Source organism: Chelativorans salis, from assembly GCF_025336525.1.
GTDB classification, from domain to species: Bacteria; Pseudomonadota; Alphaproteobacteria; order Rhizobiales; family Rhizobiaceae; genus Chelativorans; species Chelativorans salis.
In genome coordinates, this window is record NZ_JAOCZP010000002.1 from 59,289 (window position 1) to 80,271 (window position 20,983).

At 63.0% G+C, this 20,983-nt stretch carries 18 protein-coding genes and 1 pseudogene; 10 read left to right on the forward strand and 9 right to left on the reverse strand.

Annotation, left to right across the window (positions count from 1 at the left end):
- Window positions 1-9 precede the first annotated feature (9 nt).
- From N5A92_RS06120 to N5A92_RS06130, 3 genes are read right to left on the reverse strand one after another with little or no spacing between them, the layout of a single operon-like run.
- Window positions 10-1,275, reverse strand: coding sequence for an amino acid ABC transporter substrate-binding protein (locus N5A92_RS06120; protein WP_260901094.1), 1,266 nt, complete (start codon window positions 1,273-1,275; stop codon window positions 10-12).
- A 24-nt stretch (window positions 1,276-1,299) separates the two neighbouring features.
- Complete coding sequence (locus N5A92_RS06125) at window positions 1,300-1,989, reverse strand: SDR family oxidoreductase (protein WP_260901095.1); 690 nt, start codon at window positions 1,987-1,989, stop codon at window positions 1,300-1,302.
- A 3-nt stretch (window positions 1,990-1,992) separates the two neighbouring features.
- Entirely contained in the window at window positions 1,993-2,805 is an 813-nt protein-coding gene (locus N5A92_RS06130; RefSeq protein ID WP_260901096.1) for a cupin domain-containing protein, read from the reverse strand.
- A gap of 189 nt (window positions 2,806-2,994) precedes the next feature.
- Here N5A92_RS06130 and N5A92_RS06135 point away from each other — a divergent pair, with 189 nt between their 5' ends.
- Window positions 2,995-3,681, forward strand: a complete 687-nt coding sequence (locus N5A92_RS06135) for a helix-turn-helix domain-containing protein (protein ID WP_260901097.1) — start codon at window positions 2,995-2,997, stop codon at window positions 3,679-3,681.
- Between the two features lie 151 nt (window positions 3,682-3,832).
- Here the strand turns inward: N5A92_RS06135 and N5A92_RS06140 are convergent, their stop codons facing one another.
- From N5A92_RS06140 to N5A92_RS06155, 4 genes are read right to left on the reverse strand one after another with little or no spacing between them, the layout of a single operon-like run.
- The gene (locus N5A92_RS06140; protein WP_260901098.1) at window positions 3,833-6,535 is read right to left on the reverse strand and encodes an ATP-binding protein; all 2,703 of its coding nucleotides are present in this window, start codon (window positions 6,533-6,535) and stop codon (window positions 3,833-3,835) included.
- Window positions 6,535-6,783 (reverse strand): hypothetical protein, encoded by a 249-nt coding sequence (locus tag N5A92_RS06145; RefSeq protein WP_260901099.1) that lies wholly within the window; start codon window positions 6,781-6,783, stop codon window positions 6,535-6,537. Before N5A92_RS06145 ends, N5A92_RS06140 begins: the two co-directional genes overlap by 1 nt.
- 1 nt (window position 6,784) lies before the next feature.
- A complete protein-coding gene (locus N5A92_RS06150) occupies window positions 6,785-7,153 on the reverse strand; it encodes a response regulator transcription factor (protein ID WP_260901101.1) in 369 nt (122 codons plus the stop codon).
- A gap of 35 nt (window positions 7,154-7,188) precedes the next feature.
- On the reverse strand, window positions 7,189-8,694 hold the full coding sequence (locus N5A92_RS06155) for a helix-turn-helix domain-containing protein (RefSeq protein ID WP_260901103.1): 1,506 nt from the start codon (window positions 8,692-8,694) through the stop codon (window positions 7,189-7,191).
- A 187-nt stretch (window positions 8,695-8,881) separates the two neighbouring features.
- On the opposite strand from N5A92_RS06155, the gene N5A92_RS06160 reads away from it, so the two are divergent.
- The 6 genes from N5A92_RS06160 (at window position 8,882) to N5A92_RS06185 (ending at window position 15,771) form a co-directional block, all read left to right on the forward strand.
- The gene (locus N5A92_RS06160; RefSeq protein WP_260901104.1) at window positions 8,882-10,231 is read left to right on the forward strand and encodes a substrate-binding protein; all 1,350 of its coding nucleotides are present in this window, start codon (window positions 8,882-8,884) and stop codon (window positions 10,229-10,231) included.
- 104 nt (window positions 10,232-10,335) lie between these two features.
- Window positions 10,336-11,364 carry a branched-chain amino acid ABC transporter permease gene (locus N5A92_RS06165; RefSeq protein WP_260901105.1) on the forward strand — a complete coding sequence of 343 codons (1,029 nt, stop codon included), beginning with the start codon at window positions 10,336-10,338 and terminating at the stop codon, window positions 11,362-11,364.
- A 3-nt stretch (window positions 11,365-11,367) separates the two neighbouring features.
- Window positions 11,368-12,552 carry a branched-chain amino acid ABC transporter permease gene (locus tag N5A92_RS06170; RefSeq protein ID WP_260901106.1) on the forward strand — a complete coding sequence of 395 codons (1,185 nt, stop codon included), beginning with the start codon at window positions 11,368-11,370 and terminating at the stop codon, window positions 12,550-12,552.
- A gap of 4 nt (window positions 12,553-12,556) precedes the next feature.
- Complete coding sequence (locus tag N5A92_RS06175) at window positions 12,557-13,378, forward strand: ABC transporter ATP-binding protein (RefSeq protein ID WP_260901107.1); 822 nt, start codon at window positions 12,557-12,559, stop codon at window positions 13,376-13,378.
- Between the two features lie 2 nt (window positions 13,379-13,380).
- Entirely contained in the window at window positions 13,381-14,136 is a 756-nt protein-coding gene (locus N5A92_RS06180) for an ABC transporter ATP-binding protein (RefSeq protein ID WP_260902282.1), read from the forward strand.
- Between the two features lie 390 nt (window positions 14,137-14,526).
- Window positions 14,527-15,771, forward strand: coding sequence for a PQQ-dependent sugar dehydrogenase (locus tag N5A92_RS06185; RefSeq protein ID WP_260901108.1), 1,245 nt, complete (start codon window positions 14,527-14,529; stop codon window positions 15,769-15,771).
- 93 nt (window positions 15,772-15,864) lie between these two features.
- Here the strand turns inward: N5A92_RS06185 and N5A92_RS06190 are convergent, their stop codons facing one another.
- Together N5A92_RS06190 and N5A92_RS06195 are read right to left on the reverse strand one after the other, a co-directional pair.
- Complete coding sequence (locus N5A92_RS06190; protein WP_260901109.1) at window positions 15,865-16,674, reverse strand: IclR family transcriptional regulator; 810 nt, start codon at window positions 16,672-16,674, stop codon at window positions 15,865-15,867.
- Window positions 16,661-17,077, reverse strand: coding sequence for an acyl-CoA thioesterase (locus N5A92_RS06195; protein ID WP_260901110.1), 417 nt, complete (start codon window positions 17,075-17,077; stop codon window positions 16,661-16,663). Before N5A92_RS06195 ends, N5A92_RS06190 begins: the two co-directional genes overlap by 14 nt.
- 438 nt (window positions 17,078-17,515) lie before the next feature.
- Between N5A92_RS06195 and N5A92_RS27435 the strand changes: the two are divergent.
- From N5A92_RS27435 to N5A92_RS06210, 3 genes and pseudogenes are all read left to right on the forward strand, one after another.
- Window positions 17,516-18,121: pseudogene (locus N5A92_RS27435) on the forward strand (FAD-dependent monooxygenase); the annotation flags it as partial.
- 147 nt (window positions 18,122-18,268) lie between these two features.
- Window positions 18,269-19,912: a benzoate-CoA ligase family protein gene (locus N5A92_RS06205; protein ID WP_260902283.1), complete on the forward strand. Its 1,644-nt coding sequence runs from the start codon at window positions 18,269-18,271 to the stop codon at window positions 19,910-19,912.
- A 60-nt stretch (window positions 19,913-19,972) separates the two neighbouring features.
- Complete coding sequence (locus N5A92_RS06210; RefSeq protein WP_260901112.1) at window positions 19,973-20,980, forward strand: TAXI family TRAP transporter solute-binding subunit; 1,008 nt, start codon at window positions 19,973-19,975, stop codon at window positions 20,978-20,980.
- Window positions 20,981-20,983: the final 3 nt, after the last annotated feature.

Below are 20,983 nucleotides of genomic sequence, written 5' to 3' on the forward strand. Positions count from 1 at the left end.
CCGTGCGTGTCAGGTCTTGCGGGCGTCCATCAAGGGAACGAGCTCGCCGCTCTTGTAGTCGGGAGGATCGATGATGACCTCCTTGCCGGCCTGCCGGAACTGGTCGATCCCGCTGCCGTCGACGTTCTGGAACTGGATCATCAGAACGCGGCGCTCCGTCCAGTTGCCGATCTCGTCGAAGTTGATCTGCCCCACGACCGTGTCCACCGGGTTCTCGTGCAGCCAGTTCGACACCTCCGTCTGGTCGAGCGATCCGGTGGCGTTGACGGCGGTGGAGATGAACTGCCCCGCCGCATAGCAGAAGGGTGGGATGTAGAAGCCGAGCGGATCGACCTGCCGGTCTTCGGCGATCGGCCGGTAGCGGTCGAGGAAGCTCTCGATGCCCTCGAATTTCATGGTCGGCTCGGGCACGTAAAGGTGGAAGTTGACGATGCCGTTGAGCGAGGGCCCGAGGCTCTCCATGAGCGAGGCATATTGCGGGCCAACCATGCCGCCGCCGAACAGGCGCGCGGAATCGCCAAGGCCGATCTCCTGAATTCCGTGCACGATGGCCGTCGAATCCGCAGGATAGGAGCATACGAAGACGGCTTCGGGCTCAGTCGCGCGGATGTTGCGGATGATTGCGGAGAAATCGCGGTTGGTCGGCGGGTACATCTGGAAGTCGACCACATCCATGCCGAACTCTTCCGACACCCGCCTGCCGCCTTCGGCGGCCGTCTTGGAGAACTCGGTGTCGGCGGCCAAGATCGCCATCTTCTTCACGCCTGTACTGTTGGCGATGTCGAAGAAGCCGCGTGCCCAGTTGGTCGCGCCGTCCGGCCCCCACGGGGCAGCTTGAAAGAACTTGTCGTGCTTGAGCTGATCGTTGCTCGCCAGCGTCAGGATACCGACGATGAAGCGGTCCCGCTGCTTGGCGAAGGGCATGATGGTGGCTGTCAGGTTCGCGCCATAGGGCGTGAACAGGAAGTCCACCTGGTCGACGTCCACCAGCTTGGAGTAGATGGCGGGGACGTTGGACGGAGCGCTCTGGTCGTCATAGACGATGAGCTCCACCTCGCGCCCCAGAAGCCCGCCGGCGGCGTTGACGTCATCGCGCCATAGCTCGTAGCCGATCACCATATTCTTTGTGCCCGACAGGGGCCCGGTGAGCGAAGCGCTGCAGCCGACGCGGACCGGCCGGTTCTGGGCACGGCCCTTGGTCCAGATCGCGGGTGCCGCCAGGCCGACCGAGGCAGCAGCACTCAGCTTTGTGAACTGTCTCCTCGAAATCCTCATCCTCTCCTCCCGTTTCGTTGCTGCTCAGGTCAGCAGCCAACCATTGTCGATGTTCAGGTTCACTCCGTTGATCGATTGGTTATCGAGCAGGAACAGCGCGGTGCCCGCCACGTCCTGCATGGTGGCAAGGCGTTTCGTCGGCGTTCGTGCGATCACGTTGTCGAGGTTCTTGTCCTTCCAGGCGGGGCTGTCGCCGATGATGCCGGGGTGGATCGCGTTCACCCTCACGGGCGCAAGCTCGACGGCCAGCGTGTGCACCAAGGTCGACACGCCGCCGTTCACTGTCGTGACGGTGGTCGAGCCAGGGTAGGGGCGTTCCTTGGCTAGCCCGCCAAAGAGCACGATGGAGGCATCGGCCTCGAGGCTGGGCAGAAGGGCGTGGATCGCCTCCGTGTAGCCGACGAGCTTTAGCGTGACGAGGCTGATCGCCCTTGCCACGTCATATTCGCGGACCGAGTTAGCATCGCGCAGGATCGCCGTGATCACCACGTGCCGCACGCCGGGAATCCCGGCGAGTGCGGCCGCAATGGTGTGCGGCTCCGAGAGGTCGAGGCCAAGCCCGCTTGCACCCGATCCGAGTTCAGCCGCCACAGCCTCCGCGCGCGCCCGGTCACGGCCGGTGATGATGACCTCATCCCCGCGCGCAAGCAGCTTGCGTGCGATCTCCAGCCCGATTCCCTGGGTCCCGCCGACGATGATCGCCCGCTCGGCCATGGCTCAACCCTCCCTGATCTTGTTTTCGAGATACTCCCAGTCCCGGTTGAAGCGGTAGGAGTGCTGCGCCGGCGGCTGCGGCGACTGTGTCTCCAGCCAGCGCACTGTCCCCTCGCTCCTGTTGGCGAAGGAGTGGATGCAGCCAACCCCCGTCCACAGCACGTCGCCCTGCTTCAGAAGATATTTCTCGCCGTCGGCCGTCGCCTCCACTTCGCCGTCGAGGAACACGTACGCCTCCTCCAGCGGGTGGTCGTGCTGGTGCGCGACGCCGCCGGGCTGGTACTCCACCATGAACATTGTTCCGAGTGCCGCAGAAAGCCGCTGGTCGACGAGCATCTTTACCGCGATGCCGCTATAGGCAAGCAGTGCGGTCGCCATGCTGGCCGAGACGGTGGGGGCATCCACCCGCGCGCCGACCTTGAGCTTGTCGAGCGTGATGTCGTCGTCCCGCATGCGGAAGAAGTGCCGCGTGCGCGGGTCGCGGATATCGAGGGGCTCAACCGGTACGTCCTTTATCGCGCCGAGAAAGAAGACGTCGGCCGGCCCCTCCTCGCGTGGGATCGGCGTCATGAAGTCGATCCATTTTGCAGTGCCTGTCTCCGGCCCGATCCAGGCGTGCGGCGTTCCCACCGGGATCACGCCGCAGGCGCCCGGCACCAGCGGATAGCCGCGATCCTCCAAAACGAGTGTCGGATTGCCCTCGGTGATGTAGAACTGTTCCTCGAAGGACTGGACGTGCCGCTCAATGTGTCCGTCAGCGTCTAGCTCGCACAGACCGAGGCCGGTATGGGTTGCGCCGACGCTGCGGTCGATCACGGAACAGCGCCTGAAATTCCGGGCGTGCTCGCGAAGGGCGGGAGTGAGCTTGATATCGGACGCGCGGGCGACGTAATGAACCATAGAGCACCTTGCCGGGGCACTGTTCAGTATCAATGAACTTGTTTCATGAACATTAACGGGCTAGGTGTCAAGAGCCGCGCTCCCGAAGAGGCATATCACAAGAAAATGACGAACGACGCTACAACAGGACAGAGCCGCCGCACCGCTTCGCCGGACGAGGAACGCGCGGGCGGTGAAGCGAACCAGCTTGACCTTCTAGCCATCGGCAACCGGTTGCGGGTGGAGCGCGAACGCAGGAATGTCAGCGTGCGGGAGCTGGCGCGCAGGATCAACGTCTCGCCGAGCCTGATCTCGCAGGTCGAGCGCGGACTGGTGATGCCGTCGGTGAGCACCCTGTGGTCGGTTGCCTCGGAACTCGACCTGACCATCGACGAACTGTTCAGCGTATCTGAACGTTCGAAACGGAAGGCCGGCCCGGAGGAACAAGGAGGCCCGGTGCAGCGCAGCCACAGCCGCAAGCGCATCCGCCTTTCGGGTGGCGTGGTCTGGGAGCGGCTTACGGCGCACGCGGACGACGAGGTCGAGTTCCTCTACGTGGTCTACGAACCCGGAGCCGAATCCTGTCCGCCCGATTCCCTATTCCGCCACGGCGGCAAGGAATACGCCTATGTGATGTCAGGGCGACTCGGGCTGCAGATCGGGTTTGAGAAACACGAGCTCGAAGCTGGCGACTCGGTCTCCTTCAACGCGCAGACGCCGCATCGCCTCTGGGCCATTGGCGACGAGCCAGCAGTCGCCATCTGGGCGGTCATCAACCGGACAAACGACGGCCGGGTCTCCTTCGGGGGGTGAGCGTGCGGCCGCGGGTCATCCCGCCCGGCTCAGGGCAGGGTGGACAGCAGCCCACGGCGAATTCCCGGATCACATCCAGCAGCGATCGCCAGTCTCCGATCCGGAGCCGGTGGTCGTCGCGATGAGCCAGAACCCCGTCCTTCTTGCCAACTCATTTTGTCCCCCTGGTGCTGACGCCGGACAGTGTCGGCAGGGTGATCACGAACTCCGCTCCGCGCTTGCTGTCGGCCAGCGTAAGCTTTCCGCCGAGCCGCTCCATGATCTGCCGACTGATGGCGAGCCCCAGCCCGGCGCCCACCTGGCGCGGCATCGGGCCGCGGGCGAAGCGCTGGAAAATTCGCTCGCGCTCCGATGCCGGTATGCCGGGACCATTGTCGCATACGCGGGCCTCGTAGACCCCTTTGTGCACCGAGCTCGACACCGTCACCACCGGGTTGGCATTGGTGTTGTACTTGATGGCGTTGGAGATCAGGTTGATGAACACTTGCGCCAGCTTGTCCCGGTTACCGCTGACGCTGCAGCGTCGCACGCGGCCCTTGCGCACCAGCTTCACGCCCGCCGCGCTCGCCAATGTCTCGCAACTGGCCATCGCCTGATCGAGTGCGGTGTTTGGATCGAAAGGCTCCACCGTCCAGTTCACATCCCCGTTTTCGAGCTGGCTGAGGTCGAGAATTCCGTCGAGCAACGTCGTCAGGCGGATGCTTTCAGCCTGGATGATGTGCAGGAAGCGCTCTCTGCGCTCCGGATCGAGAGAGGAATCGGACAGCAGTATGTCGCTGAACGAGCGGATCGAGGCCATCGGTGTGCGCACTTCGTGGCTTACCTGACTCAAGAATGCGTCCTTCTGCACGTCGATTTCGCGCAATTGCTCGTTGGCTTGCGCAAGCTCGACGGCCGTGGCCTCCACCTGCCACGATTTGCGTTCCAGCTCGGCCGAATAGGCGCGGATCTGCTCGGTCTCGTCGGCGAGCCGCTTGAGCTCTTCCACGCTGATTGTCTCGCTGGTGACGACGCTGGAAACGAGCGTGCGGGCTGTGGCCGCGCCGACGCTTCCGGCCAGCCGCTGCTCCACCTGGGAAATCAAAACGTCGCTGGCGATCGCCGAACGCCCCGGCGCCCCCTTTTGCGCAAAAAGGCCGAGCGCCTCCTTGGCGCCCAGCACACGGTTGGCGATGTGCTTTAGATCAGCGACGCGCGCCGTGCGCCGCATGACGGAGAGCTCGGAATCGGTCTGGCGCCGGAACACGTCGACAAAGAGCCGCGACTGGTAGCGCGCCAGGGGCGTCGGCTCCGAAAACACCGAAACACACACGAACAGCATTGCGTTGGTGAAAAGGCTCCAGAAGGTCGCGTGAACGAGAGGGTCCATGTTCTCGATCCCGAACAGCGCCTGTGGTTTTAGCCAATCGATACCCCAGGGGCCGTGAAGGATAACACTCTCTGACATCAGGAACGCGCCGCCGAAGCTGGGCAGGAACAGCGTGTAGCCCCACAGCGCGAATCCGGCGACAAGCCCGGCTAGCGCGCCGCCATGCGTGGCATTGCGCCAGAACAGCCCGCCGACCAGGCTCGGCAGGAACTGAGCGACGCCGCAAAACGAGATCAGGCCAATCGCCGCCAGCGCGTCGGACGCACCGCTGAGAAAGAAATAGAGGAAGCCCAGGAACACGATGAAGACAATGCTGGCCCGCCGAGCGCCGAGGATGAAGCTTTGCATTGCCCGCGGGCTTGCCGCCGGTGCTATCGAAAGGCGCAGGGCGAGCGGCATGATCAGGTGATTGGAGATCATCGTCGACAGCGCGATGGAGGAGACGATCACCATGGACGTTGCCGAGGAAAAACCGCCCAGGAAGGCGAGCATCGCCATTGCATCCTGGTTGGCGCTGAGCGGTAGGGTGAGCACAAACAGGTCCGGGTTCGACCCGGTGGGAAGCCGGTTGAGGCCCGTCACCGCGATCGGGATAATGAAAAGACAGATCAGGAAAAGGTAGAGGGGAAACAGCCAGGACGCGGTCCTGATCTGGCTCTCACTGGAATTCTCCACCACCGTGACCTGGAACTGGCGCGGCAGGCAGATCGCAGCCGCCCCTGCCAGGAAGCACAGTGTGATCCAACGAATGCCGAAGGCATCCTGTGGATTGGTCAGACTGACCGGCGCGTCGTTGAACACTGCGGCTGGCGAGCCCTGGATCGCGAAGATGATCCAGACGCCGACTACCAGCAGCGCGATGAGCTTGACGACCGCCTCCACGGCGATTGCCGCGATCACGCCGTGATGGCGCTCGTTGACGTCTATGTTGCGCACCCCGAAGATTATGGAAAAGGCGCAAAGCCCGGCCGCCAGCCAAAACGCGGTGGTGAAGTTCGGCTCGAGATTGGTGTTGGCGGCGGTCACGGCGCCGGCGGGGAAGGTGATGACCTGAAAGCTCGATGTGAGCGCTTGTAGCTGCAGCGCGATATATGGGGCCGTCACCACCATCGCCATGATGGTGACCAGCGCCCCTAGCATCGGATCCTTGCCGAAACGCGCCGATATCAGGTCGGCGATGGAGGTCGTGTGGTAGATGCGACCGACCGTCACCAGCTTGCGCAAAAACACCCACCAGCCGACAAAGACGATCGTCGGCCCCAGATAGATCGTCAGGAATTCGAAGCCGTTGCGCGCCGCCGAGCCAACGGCGCCGAAGAAGGTCCACGACGTGCAGTAGATCGAGATCGACAGGGTGTACACCAGCGGTGAGGACAGCCAGCCGGAGGGATCGCGCCTTGCGCGGCGGTCGCCCGCGAAGGCGACGGCGAAAAGGATCGCCACATAGCTCACGCAGACGAGGATGACGAGATCGGTGGGCAGCATCAGCCGACTCCGCCATCCCGTGGCGGCCTTTGGCCGGGCTTGCCGAGCCGCAGGGAGAACAGGAAGGCGGCCGCGATCACGCACGCCCAGACGGCAAAAAGGTAGACAACGATCACCGGGATGCCGAGCAGCGTCGCTGGCTTTGCGAAGATCAGGACGACAGGCGGAACGAACAGCACGATCGCGAAAAAGGGCAGCATCGATGCTGCGTCCCTGATGCCACGGGACCCGGCCTCGAAGCGTTCCATTTCACCGTCCTGCAAATTCCCCGACCCGCTTGACGACTTCGGCATTGGAATAGGGCTTGGTGATGAAGGAGTTGGCGCCGACCTTCGCCGCAGCCCGCCGATCCTGCGCTTGCCCCTTCGCGGTCAGTACAATCACTGGCAGATGTGCGAGCTTGTCGTCCTGGCGCACGGCGCGCAGCACATCGAGCCCGTTCATGCCGGGAAGCATGATGTCCAGAACGACCACGGAGTAAGGTTGCTCGCGCAGCCGTTCAAGCGCCGCGCGACCGTCCGAGATCGAATGCACGTCGTAGTCGGCCCGCTCCAGAATGAAGCGGAGCGATTCGACGATGTTCGGCTCGTCTTCCACAATCAGAATACGATCGGACAACCCTCACTCCCCACCTTTGAACCTTCCTACACGGGTCAAATGTCGGTGGCCATACGCCTTTTGTCCGAGATGTCCGAACCGGCAATTAGCGGCTCCTCCTGACGATATACGCACTCCTCTCGCGGGCAAAGGCGACACACGGTGCCGATCGGTACGACGGCGCTCCCCCGGTCCAGCCCATCGCCATAGACGACGCGGCCGGCCTCGCTTGCCGGACAGGCCATCATCACCGACAGAAGCTTGCGCGGATAGCCGACGCGCGGCGGAGTCTTGTCTACGGCACGGGCGAAAAACAGGAATTGGTCTCCCGAGGGCAGTTCGCCATATAGGCGCACCGTGATCTCCGGCGTCTGGAAGGCGCCGTAGATGACCCACAGCGGACAGGCCGTGGTGTATCGCGGCAGCGCCAGCCCGGGCAGCGGCAGCCGTTTGGTGACGTGGCCCGAAACGTCCGAGCGCATGAAGGCAAATGGCACGCCTTCCGCGCCGGGCCTGCGCAGCGTCACCAGCCGGTGCGCAGCCTGTTCATAGGAAACGCCGAATTGCCGGCACAGCGCATTAATGTCGTAACGGTGCCGCTCGGCTGCTTCGAGAAAGCGCTCATAGGGCATCAGCATCGCCCCCGCCAGATAGCTGTGGAGCGCCGCCCTGGCGAGGTCGCGCGACTCCTCCGACGGCAATGCTAAATGGCCGCTCACGATCTCCGCCACCGCTTCGCGCCCGATCCGGTGGGCCGTCTGTTTCATCAGCGCGAAGCGCCTGGTTTCTGGCGCTGCAACTGCATGGCCGCTTTCACTGAAACCCTCCCTAAGGGGCGCTGCATCTTCGAACCCGCCATGCGGAAACGATCCCGGAAAGCTCTCGGCAAGCGCCTCGAGTGCGGGGAAATGATTGTTCTCCTGAAGAATGAAGGAGTCGACGTGCTCACTCGGTGTCGCCGAGCGGATGCGCATTTCCGTATTGTCGAAAAAGCCGAGAAGCGCCCGCGCGGTCTTCGAAAGCCTGGCACCGTCCGCCTGGACGATCGCATCGAACCGCCGCCGCTCCTCCTCGGACAGATTGCCGCCAGCCAGGATTTCAGCCGCCGAACTCAGCGAGGCCGCGCTGGTCAGCATCTGGTGGACGTTCTCCCCCAGAAACGGGTCGCGGTTCAGACGGTCGGCGAGCGCCAGCACCGCCTGTCGCTGATCTTCATAAGCCCGGAACAGTCGCAGGATGAAATCGCTCCAGTCCGGATGTCGGCCGACCAGCTCCTCGGCATTGGCGGGCCTCCCGCGGGCGTCACCGATTCGCGGATCCGCCGCCAGTTCCTCGAGCGCCTGCACGAGACGTCGCTCCGCTCCGCCGTCGAGCTGCGCGATGCCCACATCGAGCTCGGCGCAGATCCTCTTCAGCAGCGCATCGCCCACCGGCCGGCGATTCCCTTCGATGAGGTTGAGATAGGGCGCGGAAATGCCAACGCGCTGCGCCAGATCGGCCTGGGTCAGGCCCCGTTCCTTGCGATAGGCGCGGATCTTTAGCCCTGTCAGCTTCTGCGTCATACCGCCCTCAATCCCTTTTTTTGATAATTTATTACAAAAATACAGCATGTACCATAAAATAATTTACAAAAAAGATATGTTAAACCAAAGGCTTATTGTAAAATTTACGCAAAGCCGGCTATCTGCGGGGAGGCCGCGTGCGGTCAGTCCGGCATCTCGCCGGCAAGCATTCCATGGGAGGAACGTGATGAAAATTCTATACCCGAACCGCCGAAAGATACTGCAGCTCGGCGCCGCCGCCGGCGCGGCGACGTTGGCGACGCCTCATTTCTTTTCCAGGGGCGCATTCGCGCAGAGCATGGATTACCGCAATGCGCCGACAGGCGACACGGTGACGCTCGGCTTCAACGTGCCCCAGACGGGCGCCTATGCCGACGAGGGGGCGGACGAACTGCGCGCCTACCAGCTCGCGGTCGAACATCTGAACGGCGAAGGCGACGGCGGGATGCTCAACACCTTCTCGTCCAAGGCGCTCGAGGGCAACGGCATCAACGGCAAGAAAGTGGCATTCGTCACCGGTGACACCCAGACCAAGTCGGATGCCGCCCGCGCATCGGCCAAGCGCATGATCGAGAATGACGACGCCGTCATGATCACCGGCGGTTCATCCTCGGGCGTGGCCATCGCCGTTCAGGGCCTGTGCCAGGAGGCCGGCGTCATTTTCATGGCCGGTCTGACCCACTCCAACGACACGACCGGCAAGGACAAGCGCGCCAACGGCTTCCGCCACTTCTTCAACACCGAAATGACGGGCGCGGCCCTGGCACCGGTGCTGAAGAACGCCTACGGCACCGACCGCAAAGCCTACCACCTGACGGCCGACTATACCTGGGGCTGGTCGCAGGAAGAGTCGATCAAGAAATATACCGAGGGCCTCGGCTGGGAGACCGTTTCCGCCGTGCGCACGCCGCTCGGCGCCGGCGACTTCTCGCAATATCTGACGCCGGTTCTCAATTCGGGCGCCGACGTGCTCGTCCTCAACCACTATGGCAAGGACATGGTGAACTCCCTGACCCAGGCCGTGCAGTTCGGCCTGCGCGACAAGCAGGTCAACGGCAAGGACTTCGTCATCGTCGTCCCGCTGTATTCGCGTCTCATGGCTCAGGGCGCCGGCGAAAACGTCAAGGGCATCTTCGGTTCCACCAACTGGCACTGGTCGCTGCAGGATGAGGGCTCGAAAGCCTTCGTGAAGTCCTTCGGCGAGAAATATGGCTTCCCGCCGTCCCAGGCCGCCCACACCTGCTACTCACAGGCGCTGCTTTATGCGGATGCCTGTCAGCGCGCCGGCACCTTCCAGCCTTCGGAAGTCGGCAAGGCACTCGAAGGCTTCGAGTTCGACGGCCTCGGCAACGGCCCCGTCCTCTACCGCGCCGCCGATCACCAGTGCTTCAAGGACGTGCTGGTGGTGAAGGGCAAGGAGAACCCGTCCTCCGAATTCGACCTCCTCGAGGTCGTCGAGGTCACGCCGCGTGCCCAGGTCGAATACGATCCTGAGCTGCTCGGCGGCGAGCTCGGCCCGTACAACGACGGCGTCTAGCCCGTCCCACTGGCGTCCCGCTCCCGGCCACCGCCCGGCGGCCGGGAGCGGGACATCGCCTTGCAGCGGGTGGCGGAACCCGCGGAATTCCTCGGTTGTCGAACATGGATGCGATTTTTCTCCAGATACTCAACGGACTGGACAAGGGCGGCGCCTACGCGCTTATCGCCCTCGGTCTCACGCTGGTCTTTGGCACGCTGGGCGTGGTCAACTTCGCGCACGGCGCGCTGTTCATGCTTGGCGCGTTTTGCGCGGTGACGCTGAACCGCCTCCTCAACATCTCTTTCGAGAGGGTGAGCGAGACGGAGAAGGACTTTCTCGGCAATCCGCGCGTCGAGAAGGTGCCCTATATCGAGCAATGGTTCGGGCCGGACTTAGCCGGATTCCTGCTCGACTGGTCCGTGCCGATTTCGATCCTGCTCACAATCGTCGTGATGGCGGTCATCGGTGTGGCGATGGAGCGGGGCCTGATCAAGCATTTCTACAAGCGCCCGCATGCCGACCAGATTCTCGTGACGTTCGGCCTAGCCATCGTTCTCCAGGAGATCGTGCGCCACTATTTCGGCGCCAACCCCATCCCGCAACCGGCACCGGATATCGTCGCCGGTGCGGCCAATGTCGGAAGCTGGCTCGGGCTCGGGGACAATGTCATCTATCCGTGGTGGCGACTCGTCTATTTCCTGTTCTCGGCCCTCGTCATATTCGCCGTCTTCGCCTTCTTGCAGTTCACCACCTTCGGCATGGTGGTGCGTGCCGGCATGCAGGACCGGGAAACCGTCGGCCTTCTCGGCATCAACATCCAGCGCCGCTTCACCGTCGTGTTCGGGCTGGCGGCGGTTGTCGCCGGGGTCGCGGGAGCCATGTACACGCCCATCCTGCCACCCGACTACCACATGGGCATGGACTTCCTGGTCTTGTCTTTCGTCGTGGTTGTCGTCGGTGGCATGGGCTCGCTTGGCGGAGCGGTGCTGGCGGGCTTCGTGCTCGGGATTCTGCAGAGTTTCGCATCGATGAACGAGATCAAGTCGATCCTGCCCGGCATCGACCAGATCATCGTCTATCTCGTGGCAGTGATCGTATTGCTGACCCGGCCGCGCGGCCTGATGGGCCGCCGGGGCGTGGCAGAGGAGTAAGTGATGCTGGGAACCTTTTCGCGCTCCGACTGGTTGCTGCTGGTCATATTCAGTGCGGTCGTGCTGACCCTTCCATGGACCTTGGAGCCGATCGGCGCGGCCTATCCCGACCTGCTGCAGAAATTTGCGATCTACGGGATCTTCGCGGTCGGCTTCAACATTCTGTTCGGGCTGACGGGATATCTGTCGTTCGGCCATGCCGCCTTCCTCGGCGTCGGCTCCTATGCGGCCGTATGGTCCTTCAAGCTGCTGACGATGAACGTACTGCCGGCCCTGGCCCTGTCGATCGCGATTGCCGGCGTGTTCGCCCTCCTCATCGGCTATATCTCGCTACGCCGCGCGGGCATCTACTTTTCGATCCTGACGCTCGCCTTCGCGCAGATGAGTTACAATTTGGCCTACTCGGTACTCACGCCGATCACGAACGGCGAAACCGGCCTTCAGGTGCGTGCCATCCGTAAAAGCGCGGAAGTCTCGCTGCGCGACGGCGACGTGCGCATCATCGACCAGGCCCTGGGCATTCCGGAAGTCGGCGTCCCCATCACCAACCTGTTCGGCATGAAGATGAGCGGCTATCCCGGCTTCTACTTCTGTGCCGTCCTGCTGATCGTCTGCTTCTTCATCGCCATGTGCATCTCGCGATCCAATTTCGGCATGATGCTGAAGGCGATCAAATCCAACCAGAACCGGTTGAACTACACAGGCATCCATACCCGCCCCTATCTGATCGCCGCTTTCGTAATCTCGGGCATGTATGCCGGGCTGGCCGGCTCGCTCCTGTCCATCACCGATCCTATCGCGGGTGCAGAGCGCATGCAGTGGACGGCCTCCGGCGAGGTGGTCCTGATGACGATCCTCGGCGGTGCGGGCACGCTCGTCGGGCCGGTGCTCGGCGCCGGCCTCATCAAATATGCCGAGCAGAAGGTCTCGTCCTGGAACGAGGGCATCCTGCACGGTGCATTCTCCTTCCTTCCGGAGCCGGTGCAGGATTTTGTCGTCGAATTCTTCTCCTTCTTCGTCGGCGAAGGGTGGCACCTGACGCTCGGTCTGATGTTCATGATCATCGTGATCTTTCTGCCCGGCGGCGTCATGGAGGGCTTCCGGCGACTGCGCCGGGCCTTCGCGAACGGCGCATCGCCGCCACCCCGGCCGGTGGCAACCACGACACCCATAGCAGAACGGGACTAGAACGATGTCAGTGGCTGAAACGATAAGGGACGACGTCGCCGGTGAGCGGGGCTTCCAGAGCGACATTCCCGACAGGGTGCTGCATATCGATGACGTGCACAAAAGTTTTGCCGGTCTCCACGCGCTCTCCAACGTCGATCTCGACGTGCGCCAGGGCGAGACCCATGCGATCATCGGCCCGAACGGCGCCGGCAAGTCGACGCTTCTCAATGTCTGCGTCGGCCGGATCGAGCCGGACCGCGGCGCCGTTGTCTTCGACGGCGACGCGCTGACGGGAAAATCGCCGCACGAGATCAACCAGCTCGGCGTGGCGCGGGTCTTTCAGACACCGGAGGTGTTCCTCGATCTTTCGGTTCTGGAAAACGTCATGGTGCCGGCGCTGTCGCGGCGCGACGGCCATTTCAAGCTCAATCCTTTTACCGCATTCTCCGGCGAAACCGAAATCCGCGACGAGGCGGAGGCGGTCATCGCCGATGTCGGCCTGAAGAACCGCATTCATATGACCGCCTCCAGCCTCTCGCGCGGCGACAAGCGCAGGCTGGAACTCGCCATGGGGCTGATCCAGCACCCCAAGCTGCTGCTGCTCGACGAACCCACCGCCGGCATGGCGCGCCATGACACCAATGCGACCATCGATCTGCTCCGGAAGATCAAGGAACGCGGGATGACGAAGGTCATCATCGAACATGACATGCACGTGGTGTTTTCGCTTGCCGACCGCATATCCGTGCTGGCCGGCGGACGCATTATTGCGCAGGGCTCGCCTGAGGAAATCAAGAACAACCCGAAGGTCAAGGAAGCCTATCTCGGAGAGGAACAGGTATGAACATGGCCATGCAGGAGCCGAAACAGGCCGCCAGCCTCAACGTCGATCCCAGGTCGCACTATTTCGCAGTGCGCGGCTTGCAGGCCTACTATGGTGACAGCTACATCGTTCAGGACATTTCCTTCGACATCAATGAAGGGGAGATCCTTGCGCTGCTCGGCCGCAACGGCGCCGGCAAGACATCGACGCTGCGCACGATCGCCCGCACCGATTCGCCGATGCTGCGTGAGGGCGAGATCTGGCTGAGGGGAGAGCCGGTCCACAAGATGCAATCCTTTGAAGCGGCGCGTCACGGCATCCAACTCGTTCCTGAAGACCGGCGCATCATTCCGGGCATGACCGTAGAGGAAAACCTCGATCTCGCCTGCATTTCCGGCGAGACCGGCTGGTCCTATGAGCGCATCTACACGCTTTTCCCGCGTCTCAAGGAGCGGCGCAGGCAGGAAGGCAACACGCTTTCGGGCGGCGAGCAGCAGATGCTTGCCATCGGCCGCGCGCTCGCCCGCGACCTCAAGCTGCTTCTCCTGGACGAACCTTACGAGGGCCTCGCGCCGGTGGTCCGCCACGACATCGAGAAGGCTCTGATCGAAGTGCGCAACGCGGGCATTACCACGATCATCGTGGAACAGAACGCGGTCGCTGCGCTCAGGATCGCCGATCGGGCGATCATCCTCGACACCGGCGAACTGGTTTTTGACGGCTCGGCCAAGGAAGTCCTCGAAAAGGAAAGCCTGCGCCATGAATATCTCGCCATCTGAGCCGCGCGCATCCTGAGGTGCGCGGCGTTCAGGGCCTGTTGATACGACGGGATGAGGTGAGCGAGGGTGAGATGTAGGAACCATGAACATGAGATCGACCGACAGCCGATCTTCGCCGCCTCGGTACAGAGGCTGCCGCCGGCGGCCCGGCGATCTGGATCAGGGCGGTCTTGCTACTCATGCGTTCAGTTTGAGGCTTTCCATGCGCCCATAGGCGGCCCGCGAGCCCTTGCGAATCGCTGATAATATACCGCTCAGCGTTTGTCCCGTTTGGGACATGCGTCGCCCGCCGAGACATGAGAAGGCCAGATTGAATTGCCCGAAACCTGCTCTATCTCGCCCCACGAGATGACGTTCCCGGAGGCGGCTTGTTCCACAGAGGAGGCTTTCATGACACGCTTTGTGTCTCTGTTCGCGATAACAGCGGTCCTATGCGGTCCTGCCCTTGCCCAGACAAGCGGTGAGGGAACTGCCAGGGGTGAGACGGCTGAGACTTCTCTACCCAAGGCGCCTGACCAGGAGCCGGTGTTCGAAAACCAGACGCGAACGCCACTTCCTGCCGAGAAGACCGCCGTCGAAACCGAAACGATTGCTGAAGATCTGTCGAATCTGTGGTCGATGGAGTTCCTGTCCGATGGGGCTATGCTCGTGACCGCCAAGGAAGGCGACATGATGATCGTTTCCTCCGAGGGCGAGGTGGGGGCGCCGATCGAGGGCGTTCCCGAGGTGATGTCCCAGGGCCAGGGCGGGCTTCTGGACGTCGCGCTCGCTCCCGATTTCGACGAAACCGGTATGATCTATTTCTCCTTCTCCGAGCCACGCGAGGACGGCGGCAACGGGACGAGCGTCGCCCGCGCCCGTTTGGAAACGGACGGGTCAGGCACCGGAACGCTGCAGGATTTGGAAATCATCTTTCGGCAGACCCCGGCCTATGACGGGGACATGCATTTTGGCTCGCGCCTCGTTTTCGGGCCGGATGACCATCTCTTTGTCACGGTCGGCGAGCGCTCCGATACACCCATCCGGGACCAGGCCCAGGATCTGACATCCGGGCTCGGCAAGATCTTCCGGATCAATCCGGACGGATCTGCGCCCGAAGGCAACCCGTTCGCGCGGCACGCCGCGATCCAGCCTGAAATCTGGTCCTACGGCCACCGCAATATCCAGGCGGCCACATTGGATCCGGAAGGTCGCCTCTGGACGGTCGAGCACGGGCCGATGGGCGGCGACGAACTCAACCGGCCGGAAGCGGGCCTGAACTACGGCTGGCCGGCCATCACATACGGCCTTGATTATGGCGGCGCGCCCATCGGCCTCGGCCTCACCGCGATGGAAGGCATGGAGCAGCCGGTCTATTACTGGGATCCGGTCATCGCCCCGTCCGGGATGGCCTTCTACCAAGGCGAAGAATTTCCCGCCTGGGACGGCGCCGTCCTCATTGGCGGCCTGGTCAGCGAAAGCCTTGTCGTCCTTCATTTGGAGGAGGGGCGGGTGACGAGCGAGGAGCGTATCCCGCTCGGAGCGCGCGTCCAGGACGTCAAGGTCGGGCCGGATGGTGCGGTCTACGCTATCACCGAAGCCGACAACAACAGCTCCAGCGCTATCATGCGCGTCACCAGCCAGGCAGGCGGCTGACGAAACCCGCCTGAAAGGGCGACGCTCCTGGGAGCGCGCCGCCGGTACTCTACAGCGTAGAGCCTCAAGCGCGGAGCTAATAACGAGGTAGTGCTATCGTGCACCGCCAGTGATCATAGGGGCGAATGAAAGCTCCTTGCAAAAAGCAGTGAGCCGCTCGACAGCTTCTGATCTTGGCTGCACCACCGCCGGATCTGTTCCAATCAGGGTTATTACGGCCTGTGCTTCCCTCTGCCAGTCGAGGATCGGAGCGGCGATGGCGACAAGGCCCGGAATGAACTTGCCTTCCACCGATGCATAGCCCTGGGTGCGGATGGTCTGGACCATCTTGTCGATGTCCTCCTCCGTCGGTAGCAGATCGGGGGCAACCGCCGGGTTCTGGCGCGCATGGCGCAATTCGGCCTCCCGAAACGCTTGAAGGGGTGCAGGCGGAGCCCAGGCGAGGAAGGCGCGGCCAGTGGCGGAGTTGAGCAGCGGTAATGTAGTGCCGAGACCCATCGAGGTGACCATGGGGGAAGCCGCCCGCTCCCAACGGATGACGGTCGCACCTTGAGTTCCCCAGACGGAGAGGAGGGCAGTCAGGCCGGATTCGTCGCGTAAATCAGGCAGGGCGTCGGACGCGCGGTTGACGAAATCGTGGCGGGCAAGTGCTGAGAGGCCGAGTGTCACCGCCCCCGGACCCAAGTCATATTTGCCAGAGCGGCCGGCCTGTTCCACAAGGCCCGCATGATGGAACGACGCCAGGTAGCGGTGCACCTTACTTGGCGGCATTCCGCACTCGCGCGCCAACTCCGACAGGGACGCCGGAGCGCGGCGCTCGATCATGGCGTTCAGCAGTCGCAGTGCCGCGTCGAGCGATTGAATGCCGCCCGTATGCTCGTTGCCATTATCATCTTTGGCCATTGGCTTCCACTATCCCGCGCAGCGCCTCGATTTCCGCGGCGACCATACCCGTATCGCCAAGCTTGAACAGCCCTCGCACTTCTGTCCCCACAACAGCGAGCTGGCCGCCGACGCGGCCCTCATAGGCGAGTTGCAAGGTTTTGCGGCCCCATTCTTCGACGGAAAGAGTGAGGGACAGCAGATCGCCATTCCGCATCGGCCGGCGGAACTGAGCACTCGCTTCCATCAGCCCCAGACCGAGAGCCTCAAGCCTTTGGCAGAGGGCCTCATGGCCCCCGAATTGCCAGAGCCACTCATGGAAAGTGCGGTCGAACCAGGCGTAGACGTTCGGATAGAAGACGATGCCCGCAGGGTCGCAATCGCCAAAACTGACTGAATAATCAAGGCTATGCGTGATCTCCATTTTTCCGCTCCATGAAATATATTGCATAATGTGAAAACCACTCTATCCTTTAGGTCAAGAAGTGTCGATCGACCTTTGGGAGGAGGCATGGCGAACCTGTCCAGCATAGAGATTTTGGGAGGCGGTCCGGCGGGCCTTTATGCGGCGATCCTGCTGCGGCGGACGATGCCGGAAGTGCGGGTGCGGGTGACGGAACAGAATCCGCGAGGCGCTACCTTCGGCTTTGGCGTCGTCTTCTCGGATCAGGCACTGGACTTCCTCAGGGCCGACGATCCTGAGACGCATGATCTCGTAACGCCCTGTATGGAGCGCTGGCGGAACATGACGCTCAACCTGCCCGCCGGGCAGGTTATCCTCGACGGTGTCGGATTTTCCGCTATCGGCCGGCTGGAGCTGATCGAAATTCTGCGCAAGCGTGCTGAGGCGCTTGGCGTGGAGATGCGCTTCTCCTGCCAGGTGACGGCGCTTGATGAGCTGCAGGCCGATCTGATCGTCGGGGCGGACGGGCTGAATTCCTTGGTGCGCCGTTCGCTCGAGGCGGAATTCGCGCCGATGCTCGACCATTTCAGCAATCACTTCGCCTGGTTCGGTACGGAGCGACCCTTCGAGACGCTGACCCAGAGCTTCGTGACTACCGACAAGGGCGCGCTCAACGCGCATCACTATCGCTTCGCCCCGAACCGCAGCACCTTCATCGTCGAATGTGATGCGGCGACCTTTGGCGCGTATGGCTTCGCGGACATGGATGAGGCGCAGAGCGCGCGGCTGTGCGAAACAATTTTTTCCGATGTCCTGGAAGGTGCGCCGCTGATCACCAACAAGTCGATGTGGCGGCAGTTTCCACGGCTGTGGTGCCGGAACTGGGCTGCCGGGCGGTACGTGCTTCTGGGTGATGCAGCCCACACCGCGCATTTCTCCATCGGTTCGGGCACGCGGCTGGCGATGGAGGATGCTATTGCGCTCGTCCGCTCGCTTGCTGCGCATAACGATCTGGACGAGGCGCTGGCCGCCTACCAGGCCGAGCGCCAGCCTATCGGGAAGAAGATCGTCGACGCCGCCAACACATCCGCCATCTGGTACGAGAGCTTTGCCGAGAAGATGGCGCTGGCTCCGGTCGATTTCGCCTTCGACTACATCACCCGCTCCGGCCGCGTGGACATGGATCGTCTGCGCAAGATGGCGCCCGGCTTCATGGCCCGCTACGACGCCGAGAAGGCGGCAGAGGGGCGCGGCGCGCTGGCCGATCCGGTTGCGGACAACGTGCCCGGCGCGGTCGAGATCGGCTTCGACAAGGCGGCGCACCCGAACTGCTCCGCCATCCTGTGGGACAATCTCGAGCGCAACCCGGACAAGCCGGCGCTCATAGGGCCAGCCGGCACGATGACCTATGCGGAACTTGTGGCCGAGGCGGCGCGCTGGGGCAATGCCTTCATCGCTGCCGGGCTGAAGCGCGGCGAGCGTATCCCATTCTTCCTCGATGATACGCCGGTCTATCCGGCCACCTTCTTCGGAGCTGTGCGGGCGGGCTTCGTGCCCGTGCTGTTGAACACGCAAACGACGCCGGACACCCTGAACTTCTTCCTTAGGGATACTGGCGCACGGATTGCCCTCTGCGAGGCTTTGCTGGTGGATCGGTTCGGAGCGGAGACGCTGGAAGGCACCGCGCTCGAGCGGGTTGTAATCGCGAACGGGGAGGCCGAAGGGGCAGGTCGCATCGCAGCTGCGGATTTCCTTGCCGGGCGGCCACACGAACTTGCCTGCGCAGACACCGGGCCGGACGACATGGCTTTCTGGATGTATTCCTCGGGCTCGACTGGACGGCCCAAAGGCATCGTCCATCTGCACCACGACATAGCCTATACGCAAGCGTCCTTCGGCGAGCATGTGCTGAAGCTGCGGCCCGACGACATCTGCTTTTCGGTGCCGAAGATCTTTTTCGCCTACGGCTTCGGAAATGCGATCACCTTTCCCTTCTCAATCGGCGCGACCACGCTTTTGATGCCGGGACAGCCGCGCCCCAACGCGGTACTGGATACGATCGAGCGTTTTCGCCCCACCGTACTTTTCGGCCTGCCGACGCTCTATACCGCGCTGGCCCGAGCCGAGGGTGCTGAGAAGCGGGACCTGAGTTCGCTGCGCCAGTCCATGTCGGCGGCGGAAATCTTGTCGCAGGATATCTATGATGCGTGGAAGGCGCTGACCGGGCATGGCCCTACCGAGGGGCTGGGCTCGACGGAGATGCTGCACATCTATCTGTCGAACAGCCTTGACGACCATAGGATCGGCTCGGCCGGCGCGCGCGTGCCCGGCTATGAGGTGCGCCTAGAGACGCCCGAGGGCAGGCCGGCGGCGCCCGGCGAGGAGGGCGTGATGTTCGTGCGCGGCCATTCCTCTGCGCCCTGCTACTGGAACCGGCCGGACAAGACCGGCGATACGATGCGTGGAGACTGGCTCTACACCGGCGACCGCTTCATCGAGAAGGACGGGTACTTTTACTTCCAAGGCCGCGCCGACGAGCTGATCAAAGTGTCGGGCCAGTGGGTCTGGCCGCTCGAGGTGGAGCGCTGCCTGAACGAGCATCCGGACGTGCACGAATGCGTCGTCCTGGCTCACGAGATGGCCGACCGCCGGATGACGCTCCGGGCCGTCGTGCGGCTGCGTGAGGGCAAGGCAGGCAGTGAGGAGCGGAGCGACGCACTGCGCGCCTACGTCAAGTCACGCCTGCAGCCCTACAAATATCCGCGCATCGTCGAGTATGTCGCCGATCTGCCCAAGACCGGCACCGGCAAGATCGACCGGCAGGCATTGCTGCGGGCGAAAGAGAAAAGCGTGTGACGCGGAACGGCCTTAAGGCTCGGGGCGCCTGACACTTGAACTGGAATAGGTGAGCCGGGATTGCGCGGTGCGTCCGGCAGGTTTCGTCAAGGGAGGAATAAAATGAAAATCACCAGCTATTTGTTGGCGGCAGGCTTGGCCCTGGGGCTCGCGGCGCCTGCAGCCGGGCAGGTCAGCTCCATCTCCACACCGCCGCAGGGATCGGTGTGGAACACCATGGCGTCGGTCATGGCCGGTCAGGCACGCGAAAGCAGCAATATGCGCATGGTGGTGCAGCCCTACGGCGGCAACGCCCAGATGATGCAGGCGTTGAATGAAGGCATTGCGGAGTTCTCGCTGAACGATGTGAACGACGTCATTTCCGCGTTTGAGGGTAGCGGCGAATATAGTGCCCCGATGCCCAATCTTCGCGCAGTTGCGCGGATCAACCCGTTCCCGGTCGGGCTCTATGTGAAGGAGAATTCCGGGATGACATCCGTCTCCGATCTCGCGGGCAAGAGCGTGCCTGCCGGTTGGGACGCCTTCACCATTGCGCGGTCGCACATCACCGCCATCCTCGCGGCCGGTGGGCTGACCTGGGATGATGTCAAGCAGGTACCCGTGCCTGAGCTGATCCGCGGCTCGGACGACATGGCCTCCGGCCGCGTCGACAGCGCCTTCTTCGCCGTCGGTGGGCCCAAGGTGGCCGAGGTCGACGCCTCGGTCGGCGGCGTCCGCTTCCTCACTGTGGAAGCCAATGACGAGACGCTTGCCAAGATCCAAGCAGTGCGGCCTGCCTTCTACTTTTCCGAGGTCGCTCCGGCGCCGGTGCGAGTTGGTGTCAAGGAGCCAATGATGTTCGTCACCTGGGACAACACCCTCGTCGCCGGGGCGCATGTGCCGGACGAGCAGGTCGAGGCCTTTCTGTCCGTCATCTTCGACAACGCCGAAGCCATCGGCAACGCCTACCCGCCGCTCAAGGCGCTCAATCTCGAGACTGCCTACAAGAGCTATCCGGGACTGGAGTATCACCCCGGCGCCGTCGCCTTCTTCGAAGAGCGCGGCGTCAAGCAATCGGTCTCTGAGTAGCCT

Coding starts and splice junctions, on each gene's coding strand:
- N5A92_RS06140 (WP_260901098.1), bottom strand. CDS start 6,535: ATGCTGCCCACCGATCTCGTCATCCTCGTCTGCGTGAGCTATGTGGCG.
- N5A92_RS06145 (WP_260901099.1), bottom strand. CDS start 6,783: ATGGAACGCTTCGAGGCCGGGTCCCGTGGCATCAGGGACGCAGCATCG.
- N5A92_RS06155 (WP_260901103.1), bottom strand. CDS start 8,694: ATGACGCAGAAGCTGACAGGGCTAAAGATCCGCGCCTATCGCAAGGAA.
- N5A92_RS06195 (WP_260901110.1), bottom strand. CDS start 17,077: ATGGAGATCACGCATAGCCTTGATTATTCAGTCAGTTTTGGCGATTGC.
- N5A92_RS06120 (WP_260901094.1), bottom strand. CDS start 1,275: ATGAGGATTTCGAGGAGACAGTTCACAAAGCTGAGTGCTGCTGCCTCG.
- N5A92_RS06160 (WP_260901104.1), top strand. CDS start 8,882: ATGAAAATTCTATACCCGAACCGCCGAAAGATACTGCAGCTCGGCGCC.
- N5A92_RS06185 (WP_260901108.1), top strand. CDS start 14,527: ATGACACGCTTTGTGTCTCTGTTCGCGATAACAGCGGTCCTATGCGGT.
- N5A92_RS06205 (WP_260902283.1), top strand. CDS start 18,269: ATGGCCCGCTACGACGCCGAGAAGGCGGCAGAGGGGCGCGGCGCGCTG.
- N5A92_RS06175 (WP_260901107.1), top strand. CDS start 12,557: ATGTCAGTGGCTGAAACGATAAGGGACGACGTCGCCGGTGAGCGGGGC.
- N5A92_RS06135 (WP_260901097.1), top strand. CDS start 2,995: ATGACGAACGACGCTACAACAGGACAGAGCCGCCGCACCGCTTCGCCG.
- N5A92_RS06165 (WP_260901105.1), top strand. CDS start 10,336: ATGGATGCGATTTTTCTCCAGATACTCAACGGACTGGACAAGGGCGGC.
- N5A92_RS06190 (WP_260901109.1), bottom strand. CDS start 16,674: ATGGCCAAAGATGATAATGGCAACGAGCATACGGGCGGCATTCAATCG.
- N5A92_RS06125 (WP_260901095.1), bottom strand. CDS start 1,989: ATGGCCGAGCGGGCGATCATCGTCGGCGGGACCCAGGGAATCGGGCTG.
- N5A92_RS06180 (WP_260902282.1), top strand. CDS start 13,381: ATGGCCATGCAGGAGCCGAAACAGGCCGCCAGCCTCAACGTCGATCCC.
- N5A92_RS06170 (WP_260901106.1), top strand. CDS start 11,368: ATGCTGGGAACCTTTTCGCGCTCCGACTGGTTGCTGCTGGTCATATTC.